Genomic DNA, 11,882 nt, shown 5'->3' with positions numbered 1-11,882 from the left:
GCCCTATCGTAGACATATGAACAATTCTTCAGATGTGCAACTGGGGATGTGGCGATGAGCGGGCACGGTCACGCGGAGACCGCGACCGGCCAGCACCGCGGGCTGCTGGCCGCGACTCTCGTCATCTCGCTCGGGATCGCCGCCGTCCAGGTCGTCGGTGCCCTCGTCACCGGAAGCCTCGCGCTGCTCGCCGACGCGGGCCACGTCCTGGCCGACGCCGGCGGGGTCGCGATGGCGCTCGGCGCGACCTTGCTCGCCGCGCGACCGGCGGCCGGCCGTCGTACGTTCGGCTGGGCCCGCGCCGAGATCCTGGCGGCCGCCGCCAACGGGCTGATCCTCACCGGGGTCGGCGGGTACGTCGTGATCCAGGGCATCCGGCGGCTGATCGACCCGGTCGCGCTCGAACCGGGTGGCATGGCGATCTTCGGCGCGATCGGCCTGATCGGGAACCTGGTCGGCGTCGCTCTGCTCTACCGCGCGCGGACGGCGAGCCTGAACCTGCGCGGCGCGTTCCTGGAGGTCGCCACCGACTCGGCAACCTCGGTCGGCGTACTGGTCGCCGCGCTCGTGATCGCGCTGACCGGCTTCACCCGCGCCGACGCGATCGTCTCGCTGCTGATCGGCGCCATCATCGTGCCGCGTGCGTTGAAGCTTCTACGCGACGCCGCGAACATCCTGCTCGAAGCCGCGCCGGCCGACCTCGACCTGGACGACATCCGTCAGCACATCACCTCGGTCGACCATGTCCACGACGTCCACGATCTGCACGTCTACACGGTCACCTCGGGGCTGCCCGTCTTGAGCGCCCACGTCGTCGTCGACCCGGACTGCTTCCAGGACGGCCACGCGCCACAACTCCTCGACCGGCTGCAGACCTGCCTGGCCGGCCACTTCGACGTCGAGCACTCGACGTTCCAGCTCGAACCCGCCGGCCACACCGACCACGAACTCGTTGGCCACCGCTGATGGCGCTCACCGCACTGGTCCTGTACGTCGTCTGGTTCGCGTTCGCGTTCGGAATCCGCGCGGTGATCCACCGCCGCCGTACCGGCGACGCGGGCTTCCGCGGCCTGTCCGGTACGCCGGGCTCCGCGCCTTGGTGGGCGGGCGTCCTCTTCGCGCTGGCTGTCCTGATGGGCCTGTTCGCCCCGATCGCGGCGCTGCTCGGCCTCTCGCCGCTGGAGTTCCTCACCGCGCGCTGGATCCAGGTCGCCGGCCTGGTCATCGCCTTGGCCGGCATGGCGGCGACGACGGTCTCTCAGGTTTCCATGGGTACGTCCTGGCGCGTCGGCGTCGACGCCACCGAGCGAACCGAGCTGAGGACCACCGGCGTCTTCGCCTGGGTCCGCAACCCGGTCTTCACCGCCATGCTCCTCACGGCCGCAGGCCTGACACTCATGGCACCGAACCTGCTCGGCGTCGCCGGCTGGGTCGCGTTGTTCGTCGCCATCCAGCTCCAGGTGCGTGTGGTGGAGGAGCCATACCTTCGTAGTACTCACGCGGAGTCCTACACCACGTACACGGCCCAGACCGGTCGCTTCCTCCCCGGGCTGGGCCGTTCGCTCACCGCCGCCCGAGGCGCCGTTCGCCGACGGTAGTCGCGGTGTAGGGCAGGTCGTAGTGCGCGAACACCTTCGGTTCCTCGGCGCCCGTGAGCTCCCCGTCGGTCTCGATCGACGGCGCGTCGTGGACCAGCTTCTTCGGGTACTGGACCCGCACCGCCGAGGGCGTCACCGTCGCGCCGTTCACCGGCACGAACACCAGCCGGGACCGCCCCAGCATCCCCACCTTGACCGTCACGAACGCCGGCTCGTCGGTCGAGGTGTCGACGTACACGGCCTCCAACTCCCCGATCTTCGCCCCGTCGGGATCGATGACCTTCTGCCCGGACCAATCTCTCAAGTTCTCCGCGGGAAACATGCCCCGCTGGTACCCGGATTCCTCACCCACCAACCCGGCCCGTCGTCGGACGACTTCCCCGAGCCGGATCCGCGGTGCCCGCCGCGGGCAGCGGCTATCGGACCATGGTCGTAGTACACATGGCCCTCCGAGCAGAACAGGAGTCCACCGGTGGGCGAATTGCGGAACGAACTCCGACGAGTCCGGCAGGACCTCGCCGTACACCAAGCGGAGATCAACCGCCTCACCCTCGACTGGATCGAGAACCGCATCGACCGAGCAGAGCACGACCGCCGAGTAGCAGCCCCCGCCACCCACCTCGAGCACCTCCGCACCGAACGCCGGCACCTCCACGAAACCCCCACCGACGACCTCCCCGAAGACGACCTCGAGGCCCTGACCACCGACCTCTTCGCCCGCCGCCAAGAAGCCACCGACCACCGGACAAGACTCCGCACGTCCGGTTCACGCGAAGACCGTCAGCAAACCCTCGCCGAAGAAGTCGACTGGTGCACAACCCGCCTGGAAGACCTCAGCAAGCACGGCACCTTCGAAGACCCCCTGATCCTCTGGGCCGACTGCCGCCACTGCCACCACCGCATCACCTGCCTCGACGACGACCACGCCGTCTGGCTGCACTGCACCGTCACCGGCCTCCCCCTCCCCTCCCCCGGCGGCCGAGGCTGCCGAGCCGCCTCCTACGACCGAGACGGCGACTGGAACGAGACCCTCCCGCGAAACAAGTACGCATCCCCCAAGCGAGGCACGATGACCCACGCCGTACCGAAGTTCATCAACCGCTGACCGCGACTCCCGGACATGCCTTGGTAACGCATTGGGTTCGCCCGGCGATAGGCGGGTGCGGGCACACAAAAGGGGGAAACAAGTGAACAAAGTGAAAGCGATGCTGCTGCTGACCGGTGTCGTACTGGCGAGTGGTGGGGGCACCTCGCCGGCGGCGGCAGCTGAGCGGCGCGAGGGGACTACGGCCGAGGTCCGGGCGATCCAGATCGTTCATTCGGTGTGCGATCCGACGGCCGCGGTCTGCGAGCAGCAGGGCGTCGAACGGGGCCAGGGCGCATCGGCGCTGCCGTACTGGGCCAGTGGGCATCAGTTCAAAGGCCGGACTGTTTGTGTGGAGTCGACCCGTGCGTTGGCGCCGCTGGCGTCGGCGCGGAACGACTACCTCGCCGCGACGAAGAACACTCTGGTGCTCACGCCGGAGACGCGGCTCAACGGGTGCACCAGTCGTGGGTACCCGATACCTCAGCAGATCAGGGTGCACAGCTACTCCAACGCCGCGGACGGCTGGTGCGGTTACGCCTCGACCTGGATCTCGGGCGCGTACGTCCGGGCGGCCGACATCTACATCAACGAACACCCGAGCCGCGTGGGCTGCCGGACAGCTGTCACGTGGCCCGCGCTGTTCGAGCACGAGATCGGTCACGCGGCCGGCCTCAACCACGTCCCCGCGACCGAGAACTCCATGATGCCGGAGCTCAACAACGGCAAGCGGGTGACTCCGCAGGTTGACGGGCCGCGGCTGATCAACATCTACGCGAACAACCCGTTGTTCGGCGACGGAGCGCCGTAGGCAGCTGAGCGGCACCGGGCGGGGGTGCCGCTGGGCGCTGGCTGGCTACTGCGGGAGCTCCTGGCCGGTGCGCTCTGGCCGGCGCACCAGTGAGGACCCCCTACCTGCTCGATGACGCGGGTGGTCGTCTGGCGTCAGACCGAGGTGCCACTACTCTCGTCTCGCACTTCAGCACCATCTACTGCTGAACGACAGACCACGACGAACGGAGAAGCAGTGGATCAGTGGGACAGCAACACCCCGGGCGTACTCCGCCTACCGTCGGGCCGGCTGGTCCGCGGCCGCGGCCTCCGCAAGGGACTCCCCTCCGGCCCCGAACCGACCTTCGGCGTCTACCTGCTGGGCAAGACCCCGCCACCCGTCACCTGGGAGTCCCAGTGGATCCGCTGGCCCGACTTCCGCCTACCTGCCGACCCGGCCGAGGCCCGCAAAATCCTCACCCAAGCCCTCGCCCGCCTCGACCACGACCGAGTGGAGTTCGCCTGCGGAGGCGGTAAAGGCCGAACCGGCACAGCCCTGGCCTGCCTGTCCATCCTCGACGGCGTACCGCCCGACGAAGCCATCACCTTCGTCCGCACCAACTACGACCGCCACGCCGTGGAAACTCCCTGGCAGAAGCGTTTCGTCCGCGGATTCTGACGTACGACGTCCGTCGATCGACCGACGAACCCACCAGTGGACGGCGACCAGCGGGGGCGCCGACGTGGACCGCGGCAGCCCGATGCCGTCGAACGCCCGGTTCCGGCCGGTGACCAATCGTCCTCGGGCTGCTCATCGAGAAACTCAGCGGCCGCCCGTACTACGGCCTGGGCATCACCTCGGCCGCACTCACCTGCGGCCTGCACTGGGGCGGCACCGGCCAGACCGTCGGGTTCCAGACCATGGTGTTCGCGAACGCGGCCGGGACTCGCAGCATCACGCTCTCGATGAACGTCGACCGGCCCAACCCCCAGGACCCGAAAGCCCCGATGGTGATCCTGGCCGGCCTGAACACGCTGAACGAGTACCTGTGCGGGGAGCCGTACGAGCTTCCCACCAGCTGACCCTCCACGACAGTTCGGTACCGCTTGGTCCGGAAGTGCTACGCTCTACTTCAGTACCAAACGGTACTGATCTAGGAGGAGAGCAGCACCATGAAGCAGTTCGAAGGCAAGACAGCGGTCGTGACCGGCGGCAGCAGCGGCATCGGCCTGGCCGTCGCCGAGCGCTTCGCGGCCGAGGGCGCGCACGTCTTCGTCACCGGCCGCCGCAAGGACGAGCTGGACGCGGCGGTCGAGGCGATCGGCTCGGCGACCGCCGTACCGGGTGACATCGCGGACCCGGCCGACCTCGACCGGCTCTACGAGGCGGTCCGGGCCCGGGGCAAGGGTCTGGACCTGTTGTTCGCCAACGCCGGAACGGCCGGGTTCGCGACCCTCGAGCAGATCACGCCGGAGCACTTCGACACCACGTTCAACGTCAATGTCCGGGGCACGGTGTTCACCGTGCAGAAGGCACTGCCGCTGCTCAACGAGGGCGCCTCGGTGATCATCAACTCGTCGGTCCGCGCCGACGACGGCATCGAGGCGTTCGGTACGTACGCCGCGTCGAAGGCCGCTCTGCGGTCGTACACCCGGACCTGGGCCAACGAGCTCAAGGGCCGCGGCATCCGGGTCAACGCGGTCTCACCGGGCGCGATCGACACCCCCGCGGTCGTCGGCATGGTGGGCGAGGAGAAGGCCGCGGCGGTGAAAGCGGAGTTCGCGGCCAAGGTTCCGGTCGGACGGATGGGAACCCCGGCGGAGGTCGCGGCCGCCGTCGCCTTCCTCGCCTCGGACCAGAGCAGCTTCGTGCTCGGCGCCAACCTGTACGTCGACGGCGGTGAGAACCAGCTCTGAAGCAGAAGGGCAACGGCGGCCGCAGCCCGTCACCGGTCGATGACCGCCATGTTGCCCTCGTCGAAGCGCTCACCTGACGCCGGAGCCAGCGCATTCAGGCGAGCGACCTGGCCGGAGGTGAGCCCGATGCCGTCCACCGCGGCGTTCTCGTCCACCCGGGCGATCCGCGTGGTGCCCGGGATGGGGGCGATGTCACTCCCCTGGGCCAGCAGCCAGGCCAGAGCCACCTGGGCTGGCGTGACCTCGGCCTCGGCGGCGACAGCTTCCACCTCGTCGACGATGCGCAGGTTGCGTTCGAGGTTGCCGCCGCTGAACCGAGGGTTCGACCGGCGCCAGTCGTCGGCGTCCAGGCCGTCCAGCGAGCGGATCTTCCCGGTGAGGAAGCCGTGGCCGAGCGGCGAGTACGGCACCAACCCGATGCCCAGCTCCCGCAGTACGGGCAGGATCTCGGCCTCGGGGTCGCGCGTCCACAGCGAGTACTCGGTCTGGACCGCGGCCAGCGGATGGACGGCGTGCGCCCGCCGGATCGTCGCCGCGCTCGCCTCCGACAGGCCGATGTGGCGAACCTTGCCCTCAGCAACCAGTTCGGCGAGCACGCCGACGGTCTCCTCGATCGGCGTCCCGGGATCGACCCGATGCTGGTAGTACAGGTCGATGTAGTCGGTCCCCAGCCGCCGCAACGACCCTTCGACCGCCAGTCGCACGTTGGCCGGCGTACCGTCCGGGCCTTGCCGGTCAGTGTGGGAGATCAACCCGAACTTGGTTGCCACGACCACACCGTCACGGCGTCCGGCCAGGGCGCGCCCGACCAGCTCCTCATTGGTGTACGGGCCGTAGAGCTCGGCGGTGTCGAGGTGCGTGACGCCGACGTCCAGAGCGTGGTGGATCGTGCGGACCGACGCGTCGTCCTGGTTGGCGCCGGTGTAGAAGTCCGACATTCCCATCACCCCGAGGCCGAGGCGCGACACCTCGAGGCCGCCCAGCGAGATCTTCTTCATGACTACGGAGTCCCTTCCGAGTATTTCAGTTCCAATCGGTACACAACAGTCATACATCAGCACCGCTCGGTACACAACGGGACTTCTGTACCGAGGGGTACACTCGAAACCATGGAAGGTACTGTCATGGGTCGCCCTCGGGGGTTCGATGCCGACGAGGCGCTCGAGCGCGCGATGCGGGTGTTCTGGGAGCAGGGTTACGAGGGTGCGAGCCTGACCGACCTGACCGGCGCGATGGGCATCACCAAGACCAGCATGTACGCCGCGTTCGGGAACAAGGAGCAACTGTTCCTCAAGGCGCTGGAGCGTTACAAGGAAGGCCCGGCCGCCTACGCGTCGCTTGCCCTGGAGGAGCCGACGGCGCGCGGCGTCGCCGAGGCGATCCTGCGGGGAGCGGCGCGGACGACGACCCTGCCCAAGACGTTCTCCGGCTGTCTGACCATTCAGGGCGCGCTGGCATCCAGCGACGCCAACCGGCCGGCGCACGACGTACTAGTTGACTGGCGCAACGAAGCAGGAGCGAATCTCGAGGCGCGCTTCCAGCGCGCCGTCGACGAAGGCGACCTGCGGCCCGACGCCGACCCGGAGCAGCTCGCCCGTTACGTCATGACCATCGCGTTCGGCATCGCCGTCCAGGCCTCCAACGGCCTCGATCACGCCCAGCTCGACGAGATCGTCGACACGACGCTCCGCACCTGGCAGCCCTGAGCGCTAGGCGATCGGCCCGCCGTAGCCCATCCAGAAGTCGATCGCCGTACGCCGGGGCCGCGGCGCCATCGCGCTGTCGTCGCCGAACTCCATCACCTGCTCGGGCGTCTGCGCGAAGGTCGGCCAGGCGGGCAGGCCGGGCGAATTCGGATCACCGGAGCGGACGAAGTTGATCCAGTAGGCACTCATCTGGTCGCGCAGCCGGTAGTCGGCATCGCCGTACTCGGCGGAGTTGTCCTTGCCCAGGTTGCCGTAGGCGTACATCACCTCAGCGCCGTGGTAGGCACCGAACTTCTCCAGACCTGGCTCCGGCGGGGTGCGTGTGAAGTGGTAGAGGTACGCCGACGCCTCACCCGTCCGCGTCTGCAGCCCCGCCCAGCGGTACATCGCGCGGGTCATGATCTTGTCGGTCTCGGCCTGCAGCAGCGACTCGAGCACCTGCTTCTCGGTCTCACCCGGGTACAGCTGCAGGAAGCGCTCGGCGTTGGCGCCGTGAGTCTCGCGCACCGACGCCTGGTACTTGTCCACGTCGGAGTCCGGCGGACTGGCCAGGGCCAGCGAAGCCTCGTCCGCGTTGCTGCCGACCAGCGTCGGTACGTCGAGTTGGTGGCCGGCGGCGTAGATCTCCGCGGGCGGTCGATCGAGCACGTACCCGTCGAGCGACGGACGCCAGTGTCCTTTGATCGACTTCGCCGCATCGAGGACCCGCTCGACCGGCATCGCGCGCAACTCCTCCACGCTGGCGCCACCGAGCTTGTCGGTCAGCCGCCGGCCCGCGGCCGCGGCCACCGCCTTCGTGTCGGTCTGGTCGTCGCGCGCGGTGTCGCCGACCGTGCCCATGCAGGCCCCGCTCGCGCCGATGATCCCGTCGACCAACCCTTTGGCGAGCCGGGTCGCGCCGAGGATGCAGACGCTCTCGCCGCCGGCCGACTCCCCCGCGATCGTCACCCGGTCCGGGTCGCCGCCGAACGCCGCGACGTTCTGCTGGATCCACCGCAGGGCGGCGAGCTGGTCCAGGATCCCGTAGTTGCCTGAGGCACCTTCCTCGGACTCCGCCGCGAGCTCGGGATGAGCGAGGAAGCCGAGGACGCCGAGCCGGTAGTTGAGCGTGACGGTGAGCACCTCGCCGCTCGCGGCGAGCGCCTCACCGTCGTACAGGGGCAGCGCTCCGGACCCGGTCGCGAAGCCGCCGCCGGGGATGTAGACGAGCACGGGAAGCTTCGGCGACCTGAGATTCGCGCTGCGCCAGAGGTTGAGGGTGAGGCTGTCCTCGCTCACCGGGAACGGGTTGAGCAGCGTCTTCTCCAGCGGCACCTCGACGACTCTCGAGAGCGCGCGGGTGACGAAGGTCGACGTGCCCTGAACCGGTACGTCGGAGAACCGGTCGGCGGTGAGCACGTCCGATCGCGGCGCGGGCGGCCGGGGCGCGCGCCAGCGCAGATCCCCGACCGGCGGCTGGGCGTAAGGAATCCCGGCGAAGATCTCGACCGTACGAGCGTCGTTGGACACCCCACGCACAGGGCCTTCCCGGGTCGCGACGAGCGCGGACGGCCGCGGCTCGGTGCCGCCGGCGAGCCGGTTCTGCGGCGGCGGGTAGGCAAGGACGGCCGCGGCCGACACGAGCGCCGCCGCCAGCAGCCATGCCCCCACCTTGAGCACAGCGCGTCCGCGTAACCACCAGCGGGCGGTCGTGACCAGAGCCGCAAGAAGCGTGGCAAGGAGGAGCCAGGCCCACCACGGGCTCCGGTTCAGCCAAGCGAGCACCACCGCGATCGCCGCGAGCGCGACGAACGGTCCCCCGCGCCGGAGCGCCTTCGTGATGACTGTCCGGCCGTCCATTCAAGCACCGTACAGCTCGGAAATCGGCGATCACCGCCGTTCCAGTGACTCGGCGGCCGGACAACGAGTGACACCACGTCACTCGTTGCCTGGCGCAACGATGGCTCCCGTCGTCAGGCCGGCGGTGCGGCGCAGAACTTGTCGTGCACCGGTCGGCGACCGCTGACCAGGAAGTCGGTCACCGCGGCGTTGCCGCACTTGCTCGGGGTGAACACATAGGCACCGTGACCGCCCTGGTCGATCGTGACGAGCCGCGCCCGGTCACCGAAGGCCTTGCGCAGCTGCAACGCCGGCGGCATCGGTGTCGCCGGGTCGCGGAGGTTCTGGACCATCAGGACGTTCGCCGGGCCGCGGTCGGTGATCTTGACCTGCGGCTCGATCGGGTCCGGCCAGAACGCGCACGGACGGATGTTGGCCGCGAAGGCGCCGTACAGCGGGTAGCGGATGCGGTCGACCGCCACGTTGGCCTGGTAGGTGTGCACCGTGGTCGGCCAGCGCGTGTCGCCACACACCACCGCGAAGTAGCCGGCCTGGAAGTTGTCGCCGGTCGGTGCCGCGGCACGGCCGGCAGCGGCGGCCGGGGCGGCCTTGCCGGTGTCGAGCCCGGTCTCCAGCTGACGCCACAGCGGGCCGAGCTGGAGCATCAGCGCGTCCGAGCGAAGGTAGGTCGCGGTGATGACGCGGAACAGTGTGCCGTCGTACCCGTCCACGGGCTTCTTGTCCAGGCGCTTGGCGAGCTCGTAGTACTTCGCCGTCACCGCCGCCGGCGTACTGCCCAGGCCGTACTTGCCCGGGTCGGCCGACACCAGCTTCGCGAAGTCGGGGAACCGGAGCTGGACACCGAGCGCCTGCTTGCGCAGCGCGTCGCTGTCGTAGCCGTTCGGGCCGAGGTTGCTGTCGAGCACCATGCGATCGCTGCGGCCCGGGAACATCGTCGCGTACACCGCGCCGAGGTAGGTGCCGTACGACGCGCCGTAGTACGAGAGCTTCGGCGCACCGAGTGCTTCGCGGATCCGGTCCATGTCGCGCGCGGTGTTCTTGGTGGTGATGTACGGCAGCAGCGATCCGGTCGCCGACGCGGCGCACTTGCCGGCGACGGTCTTCGCGAACACCGCGGCGGTCTTCACGTCCGCCAGCTTGGACGGCGCGTGCGGATTCGACGCCTCGGCTTGCTGCTCCGGCGTCAGGTCGCAGGTCAACGGTGTGCTGTGACCGATCCCGCGCGGATCGAAGCCGATCAGGTCGTAGCTGTCCAGCACCTCCTGGGGCAGGCCGCCCTTCACCAGTACGTCGGCGAAGTTCAGGCCGGCCAGGCCGGGTCCACCCTGATTGAGCAGGAGGACACCGCGACGCTTCTCCGGCTTGACGCTCGCCAGCCGCGAGAACGCGACGGTGATCTTCGGTCCGTCCGGGCGCGCGTAGTCCAGCGGAACGTCGAGTGTCGAGCACTGCAGCCCGGGCCCGGTCGCGTCGGCCGGGCACGGCCCCCACTTCACCGGCGGCTGCGGCACCGCCTCCGGGCCGGCGGCCGTCGAGACTCCGCCGACGGTGGCCACCAGTGCCAGCGAGATGATTGCTGCAGGCAACGTCTTGCGTCGCATCAGCTTCTGGAAGGACGTTCCGCTGTCCACAGCACTCCCCAGGTCGGCAACGTGGCACTAAGTGCCACGCTAACAGCAGTGAGAGCTGCGCCGAGCCGATCGTCGCGCACAGCTGGTCCTGGTTCCTGGCGGCCTGGCGGCGCTGGCCGCTGGACGTGTCGCTCGAGGACCACGTCACGCCGAGCGGGCTCAGCGGCGACCAAACCCTCAGGAGGCAGCCGACGACGAGTCCTTCGCCCGCATCTACCGGGCGGTCCACGACGCCAGCGGCGGCGCGGTCGTCGCCGGCGGCGATGCGGTCGGCACCGGCGGAGGTGTGGTCGGCGGCGCGGTCGGCACCTCGCCGCCTGTCGCTCCGTCCGGGCCGGCCGCGGCCGGCTCTCCGGCTCCTCGCCGTACGGCTCGCACCCGGCGCCGATCCTCATGACGCGCCGAGCAGGCACCGGGTCGGATAGGTTGGTCGGATGAGCGGGCGTCGGGTCAGGAGGCGAGCGTGAAAGAGCCGATCGAGCAGAGCGGGCCGACCGCCCTGCGGATGATCCTCGGCGCCAACCTCCGGCGGCTTCGCGAGAGGCTGGGCGTCAGTCGGGCGGACGCCGGCTGGGCGATCCGCGCGTCGGAGTCCAAGATCAGCCGGATGGAGCTCGGCCGGGTCAGCTTCAAGGAACGCGACATCCGCGACCTGCTGACGCTGTACGAGGTCGACGACGAGGCCGAGCGCGCCGAGCTGATCTCACTTGCCGTGGCCGCCAACGACCCCGGCTGGTGGCAGCGGTACGACCAGGTGACACCGACGTGGTTCTACTCCTACCTCGGCCTCGAAGCCGCGGCCAGCCTGATCCGAACCTTCGAGCTCCAGTTCGTCCCGGGCCTGCTGCAGACCGCGGACTACGCGCGCGAGGTCGTCCAGATGGAGGACGTCCCGCTGCCGCAGCAGGAGATCGAGCAGAAGGTCGCACTCCGGCTGGACCGCCAGAAGATCCTCGCGCGCTCGACGCGGCCCCGGCTGTGGGCGGTCCTCGACGAGGCGATCCTCCGGCGGCCGATCGGCAGCCGCGCCGTACTGCGCGGACAGCTCGAATCACTGCTCGACTCGACGCGCGAGCTGTACACGACCATCCAGGTGCTGCCCTTCGACTCAGGCCGCCACCGCGCGACCGCCGGCGCCTTCAGCGTCCTGCGCTTCTCCGACGCCGAGCTCCCCGACATCGCGTACGTCGAGCACCTGACCAGCGCGCTGTACCTGGACAAGCCGCACGACGTGGAGAAGTACAGCGTCGCGATGGACACCCTCACCGTCGCGGCACCGCCGCCCAAGGAGTCCGAGCGCCTCATCCTCGACGCGCTCAAAGACCTGTCCTGATCG

Annotated in this window: 14 protein-coding genes; 9 read left to right on the top strand and 5 right to left on the bottom strand. The window is 69.4% G+C overall.

The genetic code is table 11. The features are described from left to right. The first annotated feature begins 54 nt into the window (after positions 1 to 54). Positions 55 to 966 carry a cation diffusion facilitator family transporter gene (locus ACLQ2O_RS12115; protein ID WP_425830401.1) on the top strand — a complete coding sequence of 304 codons (912 nt, stop codon included), beginning with the start codon at positions 55 to 57 and terminating at the stop codon, positions 964 to 966. Then, positions 966 to 1,598 carry a methyltransferase family protein gene (locus tag ACLQ2O_RS12110; RefSeq protein ID WP_425830399.1) on the top strand — a complete coding sequence of 211 codons (633 nt, stop codon included), beginning with the start codon at positions 966 to 968 and terminating at the stop codon, positions 1,596 to 1,598. The genes ACLQ2O_RS12115 and ACLQ2O_RS12110 overlap by 1 nt, the downstream gene beginning before the upstream one ends. Here the strand turns inward: ACLQ2O_RS12110 and ACLQ2O_RS12105 are convergent. After that, a complete protein-coding gene (locus ACLQ2O_RS12105) occupies positions 1,564 to 1,920 on the bottom strand; it encodes a PRC-barrel domain-containing protein (RefSeq protein ID WP_425830397.1) in 357 nt (118 codons plus the stop codon). The two genes, ACLQ2O_RS12110 and ACLQ2O_RS12105, sit on opposite strands and share 35 nt — an antisense overlap. Positions 1,921 to 2,070: 150 nt before the next feature. Between ACLQ2O_RS12105 and ACLQ2O_RS12100 the strand changes: the two genes are divergently transcribed. From ACLQ2O_RS12100 to ACLQ2O_RS12080, 5 genes are all read left to right on the top strand, one after another. After that, a complete protein-coding gene (locus tag ACLQ2O_RS12100) occupies positions 2,071 to 2,703 on the top strand; it encodes a hypothetical protein (RefSeq protein ID WP_425830395.1) in 633 nt (210 codons plus the stop codon). An 82-nt stretch (positions 2,704 to 2,785) separates the two neighbouring features. Next, positions 2,786 to 3,493: a hypothetical protein gene (locus tag ACLQ2O_RS12095; RefSeq protein WP_425830393.1), complete on the top strand. Its 708-nt coding sequence runs from the start codon at positions 2,786 to 2,788 to the stop codon at positions 3,491 to 3,493. A gap of 216 nt (positions 3,494 to 3,709) precedes the next feature. Beyond that, positions 3,710 to 4,132: a protein-tyrosine phosphatase family protein gene (locus tag ACLQ2O_RS12090; RefSeq protein ID WP_425830391.1), complete on the top strand. Its 423-nt coding sequence runs from the start codon at positions 3,710 to 3,712 to the stop codon at positions 4,130 to 4,132. Between the two features lie 242 nt (positions 4,133 to 4,374). Then, a complete protein-coding gene (locus ACLQ2O_RS12085; protein WP_425830389.1) occupies positions 4,375 to 4,536 on the top strand; it encodes a hypothetical protein in 162 nt (53 codons plus the stop codon). Between the two features lie 90 nt (positions 4,537 to 4,626). Beyond that, positions 4,627 to 5,370 (top strand): SDR family NAD(P)-dependent oxidoreductase, encoded by a 744-nt coding sequence (locus tag ACLQ2O_RS12080; protein WP_425830387.1) that lies wholly within the window; start codon positions 4,627 to 4,629, stop codon positions 5,368 to 5,370. Positions 5,371 to 5,399: 29 nt separating this feature from the next. Here ACLQ2O_RS12080 and ACLQ2O_RS12075 read toward each other — a convergent pair whose 3' ends face one another. After that, on the bottom strand, positions 5,400 to 6,368 hold the full coding sequence (locus ACLQ2O_RS12075) for an aldo/keto reductase (RefSeq protein ID WP_425830385.1): 969 nt from the start codon (positions 6,366 to 6,368) through the stop codon (positions 5,400 to 5,402). Positions 6,369 to 6,479: 111 nt separating this feature from the next. On the opposite strand from ACLQ2O_RS12075, the gene ACLQ2O_RS12070 reads away from it, so the two are divergent. Next, positions 6,480 to 7,076 (top strand): TetR/AcrR family transcriptional regulator, encoded by a 597-nt coding sequence (locus ACLQ2O_RS12070; RefSeq protein WP_425830383.1) that lies wholly within the window; start codon positions 6,480 to 6,482, stop codon positions 7,074 to 7,076. Between the two features lie 3 nt (positions 7,077 to 7,079). Here ACLQ2O_RS12070 and ACLQ2O_RS12065 read toward each other — a convergent pair whose 3' ends face one another. The 3 genes from ACLQ2O_RS12065 to ACLQ2O_RS12055 form a co-directional block, all read right to left on the bottom strand. Then, entirely contained in the window at positions 7,080 to 8,915 is a 1,836-nt protein-coding gene (locus tag ACLQ2O_RS12065) for a carboxylesterase/lipase family protein (RefSeq protein ID WP_425830381.1), read from the bottom strand. A 113-nt stretch (positions 8,916 to 9,028) separates the two neighbouring features. Beyond that, a complete protein-coding gene (locus tag ACLQ2O_RS12060; RefSeq protein WP_425830379.1) occupies positions 9,029 to 10,546 on the bottom strand; it encodes an alpha/beta hydrolase in 1,518 nt (505 codons plus the stop codon). 213 nt (positions 10,547 to 10,759) lie between these two features. Further along, the gene (locus ACLQ2O_RS12055; protein WP_425830378.1) at positions 10,760 to 10,924 is read right to left on the bottom strand and encodes a hypothetical protein; all 165 of its coding nucleotides are present in this window, start codon (positions 10,922 to 10,924) and stop codon (positions 10,760 to 10,762) included. A gap of 85 nt (positions 10,925 to 11,009) precedes the next feature. On the opposite strand from ACLQ2O_RS12055, the gene ACLQ2O_RS12050 reads away from it, so the two are divergent. Then, on the top strand, positions 11,010 to 11,879 hold the full coding sequence (locus ACLQ2O_RS12050) for a helix-turn-helix domain-containing protein (protein WP_425830376.1): 870 nt from the start codon (positions 11,010 to 11,012) through the stop codon (positions 11,877 to 11,879). Positions 11,880 to 11,882: the final 3 nt, after the last annotated feature.

This window comes from Kribbella sp. DT2, from assembly GCF_049844575.1.
GTDB lineage: Bacteria > Actinomycetota > Actinomycetes > Propionibacteriales > Kribbellaceae > Kribbella.
Note: the sequence above shows the minus strand (reverse complement) of the source record. Positions and strands in the feature narration are given on the sequence as shown.

Coding starts and splice junctions, on each gene's coding strand:
- ACLQ2O_RS12115 (WP_425830401.1), top strand. CDS start 55: ATGAGCGGGCACGGTCACGCGGAGACCGCGACCGGCCAGCACCGCGGG.
- ACLQ2O_RS12110 (WP_425830399.1), top strand. CDS start 966: ATGGCGCTCACCGCACTGGTCCTGTACGTCGTCTGGTTCGCGTTCGCG.
- ACLQ2O_RS12105 (WP_425830397.1), bottom strand. CDS start 1,920: ATGTTTCCCGCGGAGAACTTGAGAGATTGGTCCGGGCAGAAGGTCATC.
- ACLQ2O_RS12085 (WP_425830389.1), top strand. CDS start 4,375: ATGGTGTTCGCGAACGCGGCCGGGACTCGCAGCATCACGCTCTCGATG.
- ACLQ2O_RS12080 (WP_425830387.1), top strand. CDS start 4,627: ATGAAGCAGTTCGAAGGCAAGACAGCGGTCGTGACCGGCGGCAGCAGC.
- ACLQ2O_RS12075 (WP_425830385.1), bottom strand. CDS start 6,368: ATGAAGAAGATCTCGCTGGGCGGCCTCGAGGTGTCGCGCCTCGGCCTC.
- ACLQ2O_RS12070 (WP_425830383.1), top strand. CDS start 6,480: ATGGAAGGTACTGTCATGGGTCGCCCTCGGGGGTTCGATGCCGACGAG.
- ACLQ2O_RS12065 (WP_425830381.1), bottom strand. CDS start 8,915: ATGGACGGCCGGACAGTCATCACGAAGGCGCTCCGGCGCGGGGGACCG.